Annotated in this window: 15 protein-coding genes; 13 read left to right on the top strand and 2 right to left on the bottom strand. The window is 63.8% G+C overall.

The window, feature by feature from the left end:
- Positions 1-221: 221 nt before the first annotated feature.
- From rsfS to EOC93_RS21240, 8 genes are all read left to right on the top strand, one after another.
- A complete protein-coding gene (gene rsfS, locus EOC93_RS21275) occupies positions 222-599 on the top strand; it encodes a ribosome silencing factor (protein WP_095487705.1) in 378 nt (125 codons plus the stop codon).
- A gap of 83 nt (positions 600-682) precedes the next feature.
- A complete protein-coding gene (gene rlmH, locus EOC93_RS21270) occupies positions 683-1,165 on the top strand; it encodes a 23S rRNA (pseudouridine(1915)-N(3))-methyltransferase RlmH (RefSeq protein WP_095487512.1) in 483 nt (160 codons plus the stop codon).
- A gap of 148 nt (positions 1,166-1,313) precedes the next feature.
- Complete coding sequence (locus tag EOC93_RS21265) at positions 1,314-2,675, top strand: murein hydrolase activator EnvC (protein WP_127205604.1); 1,362 nt, start codon at positions 1,314-1,316, stop codon at positions 2,673-2,675.
- Position 2,676: 1 nt separating this feature from the next.
- On the top strand, positions 2,677-4,002 hold the full coding sequence (locus EOC93_RS21260) for a S41 family peptidase (RefSeq protein WP_126104493.1): 1,326 nt from the start codon (positions 2,677-2,679) through the stop codon (positions 4,000-4,002).
- A gap of 112 nt (positions 4,003-4,114) precedes the next feature.
- Positions 4,115-5,284: a divergent polysaccharide deacetylase family protein gene (locus EOC93_RS21255; protein ID WP_127205603.1), complete on the top strand. Its 1,170-nt coding sequence runs from the start codon at positions 4,115-4,117 to the stop codon at positions 5,282-5,284.
- Positions 5,285-5,286: 2 nt separating this feature from the next.
- Complete coding sequence (locus EOC93_RS21250; protein ID WP_095487505.1) at positions 5,287-5,808, top strand: RNA pyrophosphohydrolase; 522 nt, start codon at positions 5,287-5,289, stop codon at positions 5,806-5,808.
- A gap of 89 nt (positions 5,809-5,897) precedes the next feature.
- Entirely contained in the window at positions 5,898-7,040 is a 1,143-nt protein-coding gene (alr, locus tag EOC93_RS21245) for an alanine racemase (RefSeq protein ID WP_127205602.1), read from the top strand.
- A 166-nt stretch (positions 7,041-7,206) separates the two neighbouring features.
- Positions 7,207-8,463 carry a D-amino acid dehydrogenase gene (locus EOC93_RS21240; RefSeq protein ID WP_127205601.1) on the top strand — a complete coding sequence of 419 codons (1,257 nt, stop codon included), beginning with the start codon at positions 7,207-7,209 and terminating at the stop codon, positions 8,461-8,463.
- Between the two features lie 109 nt (positions 8,464-8,572).
- Here the strand turns inward: EOC93_RS21240 and EOC93_RS21235 are convergent, their stop codons facing one another.
- The gene (locus EOC93_RS21235) at positions 8,573-9,454 is read right to left on the bottom strand and encodes a LysR family transcriptional regulator (protein WP_127205600.1); all 882 of its coding nucleotides are present in this window, start codon (positions 9,452-9,454) and stop codon (positions 8,573-8,575) included.
- A gap of 380 nt (positions 9,455-9,834) precedes the next feature.
- Here EOC93_RS21235 and EOC93_RS21225 point away from each other — a divergent pair, with 380 nt between their 5' ends.
- The 3 genes from EOC93_RS21225 (at position 9,835) to EOC93_RS21215 (ending at position 12,562) form a co-directional block, all read left to right on the top strand.
- Complete coding sequence (locus EOC93_RS21225; RefSeq protein WP_127205598.1) at positions 9,835-11,331, top strand: CoA-acylating methylmalonate-semialdehyde dehydrogenase; 1,497 nt, start codon at positions 9,835-9,837, stop codon at positions 11,329-11,331.
- A gap of 323 nt (positions 11,332-11,654) precedes the next feature.
- On the top strand, positions 11,655-11,954 hold the full coding sequence (locus EOC93_RS21220) for a hypothetical protein (protein ID WP_127205597.1): 300 nt from the start codon (positions 11,655-11,657) through the stop codon (positions 11,952-11,954).
- Positions 11,955-12,247: 293 nt separating this feature from the next.
- A complete protein-coding gene (locus EOC93_RS21215; RefSeq protein WP_127205596.1) occupies positions 12,248-12,562 on the top strand; it encodes a hypothetical protein in 315 nt (104 codons plus the stop codon).
- Positions 12,563-12,593: 31 nt separating this feature from the next.
- On the opposite strand, the gene EOC93_RS21210 is transcribed toward EOC93_RS21215, so the two are convergent.
- Positions 12,594-13,286: a GntR family transcriptional regulator gene (locus EOC93_RS21210; RefSeq protein WP_245461504.1), complete on the bottom strand. Its 693-nt coding sequence runs from the start codon at positions 13,284-13,286 to the stop codon at positions 12,594-12,596.
- A gap of 69 nt (positions 13,287-13,355) precedes the next feature.
- On the opposite strand from EOC93_RS21210, the gene EOC93_RS21205 reads away from it, so the two are divergent.
- Positions 13,356-14,249: a dihydrodipicolinate synthase family protein gene (locus tag EOC93_RS21205; RefSeq protein WP_127205594.1), complete on the top strand. Its 894-nt coding sequence runs from the start codon at positions 13,356-13,358 to the stop codon at positions 14,247-14,249.
- Between the two features lie 49 nt (positions 14,250-14,298).
- A partial coding sequence (locus EOC93_RS34185) for an FAD-dependent oxidoreductase (RefSeq protein ID WP_164759223.1) occupies positions 14,299-14,493 on the top strand: 195 nt, incomplete at its 3' end.

The following is a 14,493-nucleotide window of genomic DNA, read 5'->3' as shown; positions in this document are numbered from 1 at the left end:
TCAATGCGCCGATAACCCCAGCAAGGCGGCAAGAGTTCCGATTTTTCTTCTGCGGAACCGGAAGAAACGGCACTTCGTGGACCACGGCTGGGTTGCCGTCTTGAAACTGCAACCCAACTCTGCCTATCTAAGGAGTGTCACCTGCTTTGAAGGGTGATTTGGTTGTTCTTGCTGCGAAAGGAAATACACTGAGAACAGCACTGCGGAAGAAGGCCGACATCGTGCCTTCGCCGGCCGGGATCAGCGTAAACGACGCCGTGTCCCGCGCCATCAACACAGTCCTTGTCAGTCTGGAAGACTCCAAGGCCGAAAACATCGTCTCAATCGACATTCAGGGAAAATCGAGCCTCGGTGACTATATGGTCATCGCGTCCGGCCGATCGCACCGTCATGTCTCGGCTGTCGCCGATCATCTCCTCAAGGCGCTCAAGGATGCCGGCCTCGGCACGGCGCGCGTCGAGGGACTGGCCGGCGCCGACTGGGTCCTGATCGATTCGGGCGATATTATCGTCCATGTCTTCCGTCCCGAAGTCCGCGACTTCTACAATCTCGAAAAGATGTGGCAAGCGCCGGACCTCGAGGAAGAGACCCTCCACTGAGCCGTAATTTGATTGATGCATGTCGTTTCCAAAAACCGGTGACCACTTTTGGTGACATGCATTAGCGGCTCTTCGAGGCAGGGATGAAAATTACAGTTCATGCCGTGGGCCGGATGAAAGCCGGCCCCGAGAAGCAGCTCGCCGACCGATATTTCGAGCGCTTCGCCAAGAGCGGGCCGGCCGTGGGTCTCGAATTCTCAGGTGTGGTCGAGATTCCGGAGGGCCGCGCCCAGACCGCCAACGAGCGCCGGCGCGAGGAAGGCCAGAAACTGCAGGCGCAGTTGCAGCCTGGTACCGCGCTCATGCTGCTCGACGAGCGCGGCAAGAACTTTTCCTCCGAGGATTTCGCCGGCCGCATCGGCCTGTTGCGTGATGGCGGCCGCAAGGCGCTTATCATCGCCATCGGCGGTGCCGACGGTCACGACCAGTCGCTGCGCGATCAGGCCGATCTGATGGTGTCGTTCGGCGCGCTGACATGGCCGCACCAACTGGTCCGTGTCATGTTGGGCGAGCAGCTTTACCGGACGGCCACGATCCTGTCCGGCCATCCCTATCATCGCTCGTGAGCTTTGCAGGTTCCCACCCGAAACCGGTGGATTGGCGTGAGCCGCCCGGATTTTCGCCTCAATGCGTCACGAGGCTGTTTGCGGTCGGCAGGGCTCTCGAACATGGTTGATGGTTCGTTAACGAAGCCACACATAGAGTCGGGCTTCAATGTCTGAAGGTTGGAAATCGCGAACGGGCTTTTGGCGCGCACGCTGCGGCTTGGCAGCGGCGGCGCTCGTGCTGTCGTTCAGTGCCTCGCGGGCGCAGAACAGGCTCGACATGACGCCTGATCCGGACCAAAGCCGCGCCGAATACGAACGGGTGTCGAAGGAGATCACGCTTTCGTCCGAGCGGCTGGCCAAGCTCGCCGCCGACATGGCGACCGTCAAGAAGGATCATGCCTCGATCACCGCGGCGCTGATCCAGTCGGCGATGACCGAGCAGAAACTTGGTCAGGACATCGAGGACATCGGCGCCAAGCTGGAAGGGCTGAAAGGCGAGGAGCAGAAAATCCGCGCGTCGCTGGCCGCTAGACGCGACGTTTTGGCCGAGGTGCTGGCCGCGCTGCAGCGCATGGGGCTCAATCCGCCGCCGGCCATCCTGGTCAAGCCGGAAGACGCGCTGTCGTCGGTACGCAGCGCCATCCTGCTCGGCGCCGTGGTGCCGGAACTGCGCCAGCAGACCGAGATACTGGTGGCGGACCTCAAGGAGCAGTCGCGGGTGACGGCCTCGATCGAGGCGGAGAGGGCGCGGCTGACGGCGGCAGTCGGCGAGCAGACGGCGGAAAAGAAGCGGCTCGGCATGCTACTTGAAGCCAAGCAGAAGCTTGAGGCCGAGACGCAAACGGCGCTGGCCGAGGAAAAGCAGCGATCCGCAGCACTGGCGGCCAAGGCCGGCAGCCTGAAGGAACTGATCGCCTCGCTCGAGGCCGACAAGGCCCGCAAGGCGGCCAATGCGGCGAAGGCAGCGGAGCAGAAGACCGCGGATGCCGACAAGGCCCCGACACAGGAGGGCCCGGCACAGACGGCCCCAGCACAGACGGAACTGGCGGCGTTGCCTGTTCCGGAAGCCAACCGGCTCACCGCCGCTGCACCGTTTTCGGCGCTTCAAGGGCAGATCGCACTGCCCGTCACCGGCAAGATCAAGCGGCGGTTCGGGGCCAGCGACGGTAACGGCGCAGTGATGCTCGGTGACATGGTTGCGACACAATCGGGAGCCATCGTTACCGCGCCAGCGGACGGAAATGTGCTTTATGCGGGACCTTTTCGCTCCTATGGTCAACTCTTGATCCTGAATGCGGGTGACGGCTATCATGTCGTTCTGGCGGGGATGAGCAGAATCAGCGTCGCGTCTGGCCAGTCGGTGCTCGCAGGAGAGCCGGTCGGCGCGATGGGAGAGGCCCGGGTGGCGAGCACCTCGGCGTCGAAGAATGGAAATGCCACGCCGGAGCTCTATGTTGAGTTCCGCAAGGATGGAAAACCCGTCGATCCGACCCCATGGTGGGCGGATCGTTTGTCTGGAAGGACGTGAGATGATGCGGAAACTGTCGCTTCTGTTTGCCGGTGCGCTGATGGGCGCATCCGCGATGAGCCTGGTCTATGGCGCGCCCGGCTCGACGGCGAACGCTGCGGGCTCCGAGACCTATAAGCAACTGGCGATCTTCGGTGACATCTTCGAGCGGGTGCGGGCGCAGTATGTGACGCCGCCCGACGACAAGTCGCTGGTCGAAAACGCCATCAACGGCATGCTTACGTCGCTAGACCCGCACTCCTCGTATATGAACGCCGAAGAGGCGCAGGACATGCGCGTGCAGACCAAGGGCGAGTTCGGCGGCCTCGGCATCGAGGTCACGATGGAGAACGACCTGGTCAAGGTGATCACGCCGATCGACGATACGCCGGCCGCCAAGGCGGGCGTGCTTGCCGGCGATTATATTGCCAAGATCGACGGCGAAGAGGTTCGCGGCCTGAGCCTCAACGACGCGGTCGAGAAGATGCGCGGGCTGGTCAACACGCCGATCAAGCTCACTATCCTGCGCCAGGGCGCCGACAAGCCGATCGAGCTGACGGTGGTGCGCGACATCATCAAGGTCAAGGCGGTCAAGTTCCGGGTCGAGAACGACATCGGCTACATGAAGATCACCTCCTTCACCGAAAAGACCCATGACGACCTCGAGAATGCCATCGACACCATCAAGAAGCAGGTGCCGAACGAAAAGCTCAAGGGCTACGTGCTCGATCTGCGCCTCAATCCGGGCGGCCTCCTCGATCAGGCGGTGAGCGTGTCCGACGCCTTCCTCAACCGTGGCGAGATCGTCTCGACACGCGGCCGCGATCCGAAGGACGTCACCCGCTTCGACGCGCGGCCCGGCGACGACATCGACGGCAAGCCGCTGGTCGTGCTCGTCAATGGCGGCTCGGCCAGTGCGTCCGAAATCGTCGCTGGTGCGCTGCAGGATCTGCGCCGCGCCACGGTGGTCGGCACGCAGTCCTTCGGCAAGGGTTCGGTGCAGACCATCGTCCCGCTCGGCGAGAACGGCGCGCTGCGCCTGACGACGGCGCTCTATTACACGCCGTCCGGCAAGTCGATCCAGGGCAAGGGCATCACGCCCGACATCAAGGTCGACCAGCCGTTGCCGCCGGAACTGCAGGGCAGGGACCTGACGCGCGGCGAGTCGGACCTCAAGGGCCACATCAAGGGTACCGACGAGGGCGATACCGGTTCGGGCTCGGCAGCCTATGTGCCGCCGGAGCCGAAGGATGATCTGCAGCTTATCTTTGCCGAGCAGTTGCTGCGCGGCGAGAAGACCGATCCGGCGTTCCCGCCGAATCCGGACAAGGCTGTTTTGAACCAGTAACGTCGATCGGCCGGGCAAACAGGTCTGGCCGCCTGATCGAAGCGATGTAATGCTGCCGGGGCCGCAAGGCCTCGGCAGTTTGATTCGGGGGAACCGCGGCTGGGGATGCGGCTTGGCTGACATCGGCAATGACATCGAACGCCCGCTCGGACAGGCCGTCCGGCCGCCGCGCGTGGCCCGCAGGATCAGCGCCGGCGTGGTCACGGCCACTCTCCTGGTGCTGGCCGTGATCGGCGTCTCCGGCGCGATTGCGCTGCGTGAAAGACCGTTTCGAAAGCCGGAAGAAGTCGCCGTTTCGACGCCGAAGACGACCGCGGTGGTCGAATCCGCAGCGCCGGCCACTGAGCCCGCGCCGCAGGCGCAAGCGGGACCCAAGATAAGTGGGCCGCAGATCATCCATATGCCGACCGAAGCGGACGGTGGTCCGCCCAACGCGGCCATCGTCATCCACGACCCTTCGACGATCGGCCAGAACCTGAGGATCGCGCATATTCCCGACAGGGCGCTGATCGAGACCAGTGAGACCGGCCCGTTGCCGGTTCGCGCCGCCGACGGAAGGCGGCCGTTCGATGTCTATGCGCGGCCGTGGTCCGGTGCGCGCGGCGCGCGCGTGGCGATCGTCATCGGCGGGCTTGCCGTGTCGCAGACCGGCACGCAGGCGGCCATCGCCAAGCTGCCGGCCGAAGTGACGCTGGGCTTCGCGCCGCAGGGCAACAGCATCAGCCGCTGGATGCAGGCGGCGCGGCAGAGAGGCCATGAGATCGTCATGCAGGTGCCGCTCGAACCGTTCGACTATCCGAACGTCAATCCGGGCCGCAACACGCTGACGGTCGCGGCGACACCGGACGAGAATTTGAAGAACTTGCGCTGGGCGCTGTCGCGGATGACCAACTACACCGGCGTCATGAACTATATGGGTGCGCGATTTTCGGCCGATGCGGCGGCGATGGCGCCATTCATGGCCGAACTCGGCAGGCGCGGCCTAGCCTATCTCGACGACGGCTCGTCGGCGCGCAGCCTCGCGTCCGACCTAGCACTGAAGGACGGCGTGCCCTTCATTGCCGGCGACACGTCGATCGACGCCGTGCAGGACCGGGGCGCCATATTGAAGAAGCTGGACGAGCTGGAAGCCACCGCGCGGGCGAAAGGCTTTGCCGTCGGCATCGGCTCGGCCTTCGACCTGACGGTCGACACCGTGTCGTCCTGGGTGATCGAGGCCAAGAAGCGCGGCATCGAGATCGTGCCGATTTCGGCTGTGGCGGTGGATCCGGAAAAAGGTTGAGCATGGCGAAGAGAAAACCGGTCGATCCCGAGACGCTGCCTTATCGCCCCTGTGTCGGACTGATGATACTCAATGGTGACGGCCTGGTCTGGGTCGGGCATCGCATTGCCGAGCCGGATAGCGAATTCGCCGGCACGACGCAGCTCTGGCAGATGCCGCAGGGCGGCATCGACAAGGGCGAGGAACCGCTGCAGGCGGCGCAGCGGGAACTGTATGAAGAGACCGGCATGCGCTCGGTCTCGCTGCTGGATGAGGCGCCGAACTGGATATATTACGACCTGCCGGCCGATCTGGTCGGCATCGCCTTCAAAGGGCGATATCGCGGCCAGACGCAAAAATGGTTCGCCTTCCGCTTTCACGGCGACGTGAGCGAGATTGAGATCAATCCGCCACCGGGCGGCCACACCGCCGAGTTCGACAAATGGGCATGGCGGCCGATGCAGGAATTGCCCGACCTGATCGTGCCGTTCAAGCGCAAGGTTTATGAGGACGTGGTTGCGGCGTTCCGGCATCTGGTTGCGTAGCTTGGCGCTAGCCGCGGTCGCGCCGACCACGGTTGCCGCGTCAGCGCGGTGGCCTTATTGATGGCCAATCCGCCGCAGACGGGGTTGGCATGAACGACGCCTCCAAAAAATCTCTTTCTGAAAAGGTTGCCGTCAGCGAGACAGCGGCCGGCGCCATATTGACCGTCGATCTCGGCGCCATCCGCGAAAACTACCGGCGGCTCAAGGCGCGGCTGGGCGGCGTCGGCTGCGCGGGTGTCGTCAAGGCCGACGGCTACGGGCTCGGCGGGCCCCAAGTGGCGGCAGCGCTGGCGGCCGAGGGCTGCGACATTTTCTTTGTCGCGCATCTGGTCGAAGGTGTCTTGCTGCGCCAGGCGCTCGGCTCACGGCCGGCGATCTATGTGCTGAACGGCATTCAGCCGGGCGCTGAAAGCGAAGCGGTCGAAGCGGAGCTGGGCGCGGTCATCAACAGCGTCGGCCAACTCGCCGCCTGGCGCGCGGCGGCGCAGCGGGCCGGCCGCACGCTTAAAGCTGCAATCCAGGTCGACAGCGGCATGTCGCGGCTCGGCATGGCGGCAGCGGAGGTGGAGGCCGTCGCTGCCGATCCGCAGGCGTTCGACGGTATCGACGTCACCTTTGTGATGAGCCATCTTGCTCGCGCCGACGAGCCCAAGCATCCGGCCAACGAGCAGCAGCGGCTGGAATTCGAGCGGCTGCGCAGGATGCTGCCAAAGGCGCCGGCCTCGCTCGCCAATTCCTCCGGCATCTTTCTTGGGCAGCCCTTTCATTACGACCTCGCCCGGCCCGGTGCGGCGCTCTACGGCATCAATCCGATGCCAGCGGAGGAAAATCCGATGCTGCCGGTGGTGCGGCTTCAGGCAAAGGTCATTCAGACGCGCAGCCTCGATAGGGGAGCCGGCGTCGGCTATGGCCATATTTTTCACGTGACCGAACCGCTGGCCGCAGCAACGATCTCGCTTGGCTATGCCGATGGCTGGCATCGTCGCGCGGCCTCAGCCGCCTGGTTCGAAAATGTGCCGCTGCCCTTCCTCGGACGCGTATCGATGGATTCGATCGTTCTCGACATTTCGGCCCTGCCGCCCGACAGGCTAAAGGCGGGCGACCTCGTCGAGCTGATCGGGCCGTCGCAGACGGTGGATCAGGCGGCCGGCCATGCCGGCACCATCGGCTATGAAATCCTGACCAGCCTCGGACACCGCTTTCACCGGCGCTATGTGACCGGCGCTATGTGAATGGATAGCGCGCGGGCTTTTTTATGCATGCCGTTGTCCCAAAACCGCTGCATACTTTTGGGCGACATGCTTGGGCACTTGGCGGGCGCCGTAAAATCCGGCAGACAGAAAGCCACGATGCCGCGCCCCAAACCCCTGACGAGACGTCGTTCTGGAGAGCTATGCGATGAAGATCTTCGTGCTGGGCGGCGGCGTCATCGGAGTCACCACCGCTTATTATCTCGCCGAGGCCGGCCATGAAGTGACGGTGATCGACCGCCAGAAGGGCCCGGCGCTGGAAACCAGCTTTGCCAATGCCGGCGAGATCTCGCCCGGCTACGCCTCGCCCTGGGCCGGTCCCGGCGTCCCGTTGAAGGCGATCAAATGGCTGTTGATGAAGCATGGTCCGCTGGTGGTGCGGCCGACTCTTGATCCACATATGTGGCTATGGCTGGTCAGGATGCTGCGCAACTGCACGGCCGAGCGCTATGCGGTGAACAAGGCGCGCATGGTGCCTCTGGCCGAATACAGCCGCGACACGCTGAAGGCGCTGCGCGAGGCGACCGGCATCGCCTATGATGAACGCGCCAAGGGAACGCTGCAGCTTTTTCGCACGCAACAGCAGCTCGACGGCACGTCAGGCGATGTCGAGGTGCTCAAGACATATGGCGTTCCTTACGAGATTCTCGATCCCGACGGCTGCATCGCGGCCGAGCCGGGGCTGGCAGGGGTGCGTGAAAAATTCGTCGGCGGCCTGCGGCTGCCGGGCGACGAAACCGGTGACTGCAAGATGTTCACCGACTGTCTGGCCGAGCTCTGCGTCGCGCGCGGCGTCACCTTCGAATACGACATGTCGATCAGGCGCATCATCCGCAAGCGCAACAGTATCGCCAACATCAATACCAGCAAGGGCTGGAAGACTGCCGACGCCTATGTGATGGCGATGGGCAGCTATTCGGCCAAGTTCATGCGCATGCTGAGACGGTCCATACCGGTCTATCCGGTCAAGGGCTATTCGATCACCCTGCCGATCAAGGATGCTGCCGCAGCACCGGTGTCGACAGTGATGGACGAGACCTACAAGGTGGCGATCACCAGGCTCGGCGATCGCATCCGGGTCGGCGGCACAGCGGAGATTTCCGGCTTCGACCTGAGGCTGCATGAAACGCGGCGGCGCACGCTAGAACATTCGGTCGGCGACCTTTTTCCAGGCAGCGGCGACATGCGGTCGGCGAGTTTTTGGTGCGGGTTGCGGCCGATGACGCCGGACGGGCCGCCGCTGATCGGCCGCACCGAATTTTCCAACCTCTATCTCAACACCGGCCACGGCACGCTCGGCTGGACCATGGCCTGCGGCTCGGCCAAGGTGCTGGCCGACATCATCTCCAACCGGGTACCGGACATCAATGTCCGCGATCTCGGACCGGAGCGATACCAGCGGTAGGACCAGAAGGCTTCCTTCATCGAGCCCGGCCTTTGAGGGCGGTGACTTCGCCCCAAAACTGCGCAGTGTTTTGGGGACATCACAATTTAAATGGGTCGGGTGAATCTCGTCAGACGAACAATCCCCGCTCCCGTTCCACTGCCTTGGTGATGAAGCTCGCGACGATCTGGACGCGGCGCAGCGGCCTGACCGATTCGTGATAGACCAGCCAGTAGGCGCGGCGGATGGGCGCGACGATGTCGACAGCCACCAGTTCCGGCATCGAGCGGGCGACGAAGGTGTGCAGGATGCCGATGCCGGCGCCGGAGCGCACCGCTTCGGCCTGGCCGAGCGCCGAGGAGATGGCGAAGCTGGTGCGCCAGTCGGCGCTGAACTCGGCCGCATAGTCGAGCGAGGGGCTGACGATGAGGTCCGGCACATAGCCGATCAGCGTGTGCCGCCCGAGCTCGGCGGGCGTTTGGGGCAGGCCATGCGCTTCGGCATAGGCCTGGGACGCGAACAGGCCGAGCGTGTAGTCGACCAGCTTGCCCGCCACCAGCCTGCCTTCGGCCGGCCGCTCGACGGTGATGGCGATGTCGGCCTCGCGCCTGGACAGCGAGAAGGAACGCGGCACCGGCACCAGCTGGATGGTAAGTTCGCGGTGAAGCGCCGTCAGTGCGCCGAGGCGTTTGGCCAGGAAGGCGACGCCGAAGCCATCAGGCGCGCCGATGCGCACGGTGCCGGAAACATCGTCGCCTTCGCCCGCCACGGTCGAGCGCGCGGCGATCATATCGCCTTCCATGCGCTCGGCGATGTCGAGGAAGCGCTCGCCCGCCGGCGTCAGCTCGCTGCCGCTGGTAAGCCGGCGAAAGAGTTTTGTGCGCAGCGCATCCTCAAGTGCGGCGATGCGGCGCGAGACAGTGGCGTGATTGAGCTCCAACCGCTTGGCCGCGCCGAGGATCTGGCCGGCCCGCGCCACGGCGAGGAAGATGCGGACGTCATCCCAGTTCATGGAGAGGGTCCGTATGACGCCGATTACGGCAGCGCTCTAGGGCGCCCCCCTCTGTCCTGCCGGACATCTCCCCCACTTGGGGGGAGATCGGCCGGCCGCTCCGGCGGCGACTTTCTTGCAGCGTTGCGGGTTGGCGAAAGCGGGGATGACAGCCAATCTCCCCCCTCGTGGGGGAGATGTCCGGTAGGACAGAGGGGGGCGCGAAGGAACTCATCTCTCAATCCTTGCTGCTAGGGGCCTGCATCCTTACTATTTGCGAGAATTGATGTTCTGCCGTCAATTGCTATCTATTTTACGCACAACGGTTGCGTTTTCGCTCGCGTTGCCATCGGTCGCGCAAAGGCGGACAATGCCGCATCACAAATACAGGGAGAGAGATCATGATCGAATACGGTCATTTCATCGGCGGCAAGCGTGTCGCTGGGACCAGCGGCCGCAAGCAGGATGTCATGCAGCCGATGGACGGCACGGTGCGCGGCACGGTGGCGCTGGCTTCGCAGGCGGAACTGCGCGCGGCGGTGGAAAACGCCAAGGCCGCGCAGCCCGGCTGGGCAGCGACCAACCCGCAGCGGCGCGTGCGCGTCTTGATGAAGTTCCTCGAACTGGTCGCCAAAGAGTATGATTCGCTGGCCGACATTCTGGCGCGCGAGCACGGCAAGACCATCGCCGACGCCAAGGGCGACATCCAGCGCGGGCTGGAAGTGGTCGAGGTCTGCATCGGCGCGCCGCATATGATGAAGGGTGAGTTCACCGATGGCGCCGGCCCCGGCATCGACGTCTATTCGATGCGCCAGCCGCTCGGCGTCGTCGCCGGCATCACGCCGTTCAATTTTCCGGCGATGATCCCGTTGTGGAAGATCGCGCCGGCCATCGCCTGCGGCAACGCCTTCATCCTGAAGCCTTCGGAGCGCGACCCGGGCGTGCCGTTGCGCATCGCAGAGCTGTTCATCGAGGCCGGCCTGCCGGCGGGCATCCTCAACGTCGTCAACGGCGACAAGGAGGCGGTCGACGCCATCCTCGACGACCCCGATATCAAGGCCATCGGTTTCGTCGGCTCTACGCCGATCGCCCACTACATCTATTCGCGCGGCACCGCCTCGGGCAAGCGCGTGCAGTGCTTCGGCGGCGCCAAGAACCACATGATCATCATGCCCGACGCCGACATGGACCAGACCGTCGACGCGCTGATCGGCGCCGGCTACGGCTCGGCCGGCGAGCGCTGCATGGCGATTTCCGTCGCCGTCCCGGTCGGCAACGACACCGCCAACCGGCTGATGGAAAAGCTAGTGCCGCGGGTGGAAAGCCTGAAGGTCGGTCCCTCGACGGATTCATCCGCCGATTTCGGCCCGCTGGTGACGGCGCAGGCGCTGGAGCGGGTCAAGGGTTATGTCGACACCGGTGTCAAGGAAGGCGCCAAGCTGGTCGTCGACGGCCGCGGCTTTTCCATGCAGGGCTACGAGAACGGCTACTATATGGGCGGCTGCCTGTTCGACAACGTGACATCAGACATGCGCATCTACAAGGAAGAGATCTTTGGGCCGGTGCTCTCGGTGGTGCGCGCGCCGACCTATGAGAACGCGATCAAGCTCGCCAACGACCACGAAATGGGCAACGGCGTCGCCATCTTCACCCGCGACGGCGATGCGGCGCGTGACTTCGCCTCGAGGGTCCAGGTCGGCATGGTCGGTGTCAATGTGCCGATCCCGGTGCCGATCGCCTACTACACCTTCGGCGGCTGGAAAGCGTCCTCCTTCGGCGACCTCAACCAGCACGGACCGGACGCGTTCCGTTTCTACACCAAGACCAAGACGGTGACCTCGCGCTGGCCGTCCGGTGTGAAGGACGGCGCCGAATTCGTCATCCCGACGATGAACTAGCCGGACGGCTCCTTGTTTGCGCGTCCTCGCCTTTGGCTGCGGGCGCACGGGCAGGCGTCAAGGACGGCGCCGAATTCGTCATCCCGACCATGAACTAGCCGGACCGTTCCGGATCCAGATTGAAGACGAAAGGGCCCGGCTAGAAACCGGGCCTTTTTGCTGACCGGTCGCAGTCCATATATTCCTGAACGCTAATGTGATGGAACCGAGCGGGCAGCAGAAGTCTTAACTTGCAATCCTGCCGCGAAGGAGGCGCGGCAGATCAACCAACGGCGCTGGCGACAGCTTCGGGGGGGTATCGGTCGGCGCAAGGGAGGTGTCAGATGACACGTCTTATGGTGACGATACTTTGCGCCGCGGCTGCGGCGCTTTCCGCCGCCCCGGCAATGGCGGCCGAACAATGCGCGGCACGGGCCGACATGATTAAGGCGCTCGGCGAGAAGTTCCGTGAAAATCCGACCGCGCTCGGCGTCGTCAATCGGAATGTGATCGTGGAAGTCTTCGTTTCCGACCAAGGCACCTGGACCATCCTCGCCAGCGACACACGCGGTCAAAGCTGCGTGGTTTCGGTGGGTGAAGGCTGGGAGAGCGCGGCGACGACAGCGGCGTTGCCAGGCACCTGAGCGTGGCCCTTTTCTTGCCGCGCCGCGGTCTCGGCGTTGCCGCCCGGGCGCGGTTTCTCGACGACGACCTTGAAACGGTTCCACAGGCGCCCGCAGCGGGCACCTGCTTGCGCTTTTTCGGTACCGACACCATATAAGGAACATAGTGGGAACATCTGGAATCGTCCCCGCTGATGACAGACCGGAACACGGAAAGGAACGACGCAATGGTGATGACGTCGGAACCGGCCTGGATCGTTTCGGCAAAATGAGGCGTCTCCCTTTGCCGGACGTGATGGCAAAGGAGGTGCCCTATGGCACGCAAATCGCTATTGGGTTGGGTGAAAACCCTGGTTCTTGCTGGCGCATTGGCGGTGGGTACGAACGCCGCAAGCGCCCAATATCAGTACTGCGTTGAACATGGCGATCTCGTCGCCCACCTGACTGAGAATTTCCAGGAAAGACAGTTTGCTTTCGGGCTGATCGGTCAAGTGGCGATCATGGAAGTTTTTGTCGCCGAGACCGGAAGCTGGACGATCATCGTCACCGATGTCGCCGGCAGAAGCTGCATCGTCGCGGCCGGCGAACATTGGGAAAACGTGGTGATCCCGGCCGACCCGGACGCATGACGGTCAGGACACATTGATCGGATGAGCGGTCTCAGCGCGTAGCGGCCGTCTCGGCATGGCCGCGTAGCAGCGCCATCAGGCGCTTGGCATCTTTAGCGGCAGCATCTTCGTCGCCGGCGAGGATCGAGCGGATCAGCGCGACGTGGTGCTCGGCCGATTCCGCCAGCCCGGTTTCGGCCTTGTAGCGGAACCAGAAGCGGCGGCTGTGGGTCTGCAAGGGGGCGGCCAGCCGCGCGGCGAAGGGGTTGTCGGCAGCCAGCGCCAGCGCCTCGTCGAGCGCCTTGTCGGCCTGAATGAAGGCCAGCACATTGCCTGATATTACCGCTTTCTGCATGGCCAGTGCCGCATCGTGAAACAGGTCAGCGGCTTCACGGGTGACGAAGCGGGCGGCCGAGCGGGCGAGAACCACCTCGATGCCACGCCGCGCATCGAGGACGCGCAACCAGTCGCCGGGATGGAGCGGGGCAATGGCGATGCCGGCACGGGGCCGGACATCCAGCAGTCCTTCCCAAGCCAGTCGCTGGATCGCCTCGCGCACCGGCGTGCGGCCAAGCCCGAGCCTGTCGATCAGGGCGCCCTCGGTGATGAAGCTTGCAGGCGCCAGTTCGAGCGTCACGATCATATGCTCGAGCACACGGTAGGCTTTCGCCGCCACAGGCTCGAATGCCGGGCTTGTGTCATTGAATATCAAAGGTGAGCTCCTGATATATTTTCGATATATCATAGCGAAATCCGTGTTGACAGTCCGTTTCTTAATAAATATACGACTGATATATCAGATGGAGCGACCACCATGTGGACCGGAGTTTTCCCCGCCGTCACGACCAAATTCACTGAGGACGATCGTCTCGACCATGGCGAGATGGAGCGCTGCTTTGCGCTGCAGATGGAGGCTGGCTGCGACGGCATCATCGTCTGCGGCTCGCTCGGCGAAGGGCCGATGCTGTCACATGACGAGAAGATCGACGTGGTGAAGACCGCGCAGAAGATCGCCGGCAACAAGCCGGTTCTGCTGACGGTCAACGAAGCCGGCACGCGCGAGGCGGCGGCGATCGCGCGCCGCGCCGCGAAAGAGGGCGCCAACGGGCTGATGGTGGTGCCGAGCCCGATCTACCACACCAATGAGGAGGAGACGGTCGCCGCACTGCGCGCTGTCGCCGAGGCCGGCGACCTGCCGGTGATGATCTATTCCAACCGGCTTGCCTATCGTGTCGACGTTACCGTCGACCAGATGGAGGAGCTGGCGAAGGACAAGCGCTTTGTCGCCATCAAGGAATCCTCGGACGACATCCGCCGCTCGACCGAGATCATCAACCGCTTCGGCGACCGCTACGACCTGTTCACCGGCGTCGACAATCTGGCGTTCGAGGCGCTGTCGGTCGGCGCCATCGGCTGGGTGGCGGGGCTGGTCACCGCGTTTCCGCGCGAGACGGTCGCCATCTACCAGTTGATGAAGCAGGGTCGCCGCGAGGAGGCACTGAAAATCTACCGCTGGTTCCGGCCGCTGCTCGACCTCGACGTCTCGACCTATCTGGTGCAGAACATCAAGCTCGCCGAAGTCTTGGCGATCAGCACCAACGACCGCGTGCGCATGCCGCGCCAGCCATTGTCGGGCGAGCGCCGCAGGACGGTCGAAAAGATCGTCAGGGATGCGCTGGCGGCAAGGCCGGAGCTGCCGACGTTTTGAGGCAGGCTCTCTTCTTCCCGTTTTACGGGGAGAAGATGGCGGCAGCCAGATGAGGGGCAGCGCCCACGTGCAAGGAATTTCCAAGTCGGCAAAAGCGGGGAGCCGCCCCTCATCCGCCCTTCGAGCACCTTCTCCCCGTGAACGGGGAAAAGGGGAAGACATCGCCATTATCGGCGGCGGCATCATCGGCGTCTGTGTCGCCGCCTATCTGGCCGAGGCAGGGCGAAACGTCACGATCTTCGAT

The sequence above is a fragment of the Mesorhizobium sp. M6A.T.Ce.TU.002.03.1.1 genome (genome assembly GCF_003997275.1).
Classification (GTDB): domain Bacteria; phylum Pseudomonadota; class Alphaproteobacteria; order Rhizobiales; family Rhizobiaceae; genus Mesorhizobium; species Mesorhizobium mediterraneum.
Note: the sequence above shows the minus strand (reverse complement) of the source record. Positions and strands in the feature narration are given on the sequence as shown.

What these genes read in the sequence shown, in the direction of transcription:
- rlmH (WP_095487512.1), top strand. Translation starts at nt 683, where the DNA reads ATGAAAATTACAGTTCATGCCGTGGGCCGGATGAAAGCCGGCCCCGAG.
- EOC93_RS21265 (WP_127205604.1), top strand. Translation starts at nt 1,314, where the DNA reads ATGTCTGAAGGTTGGAAATCGCGAACGGGCTTTTGGCGCGCACGCTGC.
- EOC93_RS21260 (WP_126104493.1), top strand. Translation starts at nt 2,677, where the DNA reads ATGATGCGGAAACTGTCGCTTCTGTTTGCCGGTGCGCTGATGGGCGCA.
- EOC93_RS21250 (WP_095487505.1), top strand. Translation starts at nt 5,287, where the DNA reads ATGGCGAAGAGAAAACCGGTCGATCCCGAGACGCTGCCTTATCGCCCC.
- alr (WP_127205602.1), top strand. Translation starts at nt 5,898, where the DNA reads ATGAACGACGCCTCCAAAAAATCTCTTTCTGAAAAGGTTGCCGTCAGC.
- EOC93_RS21240 (WP_127205601.1), top strand. Translation starts at nt 7,207, where the DNA reads ATGAAGATCTTCGTGCTGGGCGGCGGCGTCATCGGAGTCACCACCGCT.
- EOC93_RS21235 (WP_127205600.1), bottom strand. Translation starts at nt 9,454, where the DNA reads ATGAACTGGGATGACGTCCGCATCTTCCTCGCCGTGGCGCGGGCCGGC.
- EOC93_RS21225 (WP_127205598.1), top strand. Translation starts at nt 9,835, where the DNA reads ATGATCGAATACGGTCATTTCATCGGCGGCAAGCGTGTCGCTGGGACC.
- EOC93_RS21220 (WP_127205597.1), top strand. Translation starts at nt 11,655, where the DNA reads ATGACACGTCTTATGGTGACGATACTTTGCGCCGCGGCTGCGGCGCTT.
- EOC93_RS21215 (WP_127205596.1), top strand. Translation starts at nt 12,248, where the DNA reads ATGGCACGCAAATCGCTATTGGGTTGGGTGAAAACCCTGGTTCTTGCT.
- EOC93_RS21210 (WP_245461504.1), bottom strand. Translation starts at nt 13,286, where the DNA reads ATGATATATCGAAAATATATCAGGAGCTCACCTTTGATATTCAATGAC.
- EOC93_RS21205 (WP_127205594.1), top strand. Translation starts at nt 13,356, where the DNA reads ATGTGGACCGGAGTTTTCCCCGCCGTCACGACCAAATTCACTGAGGAC.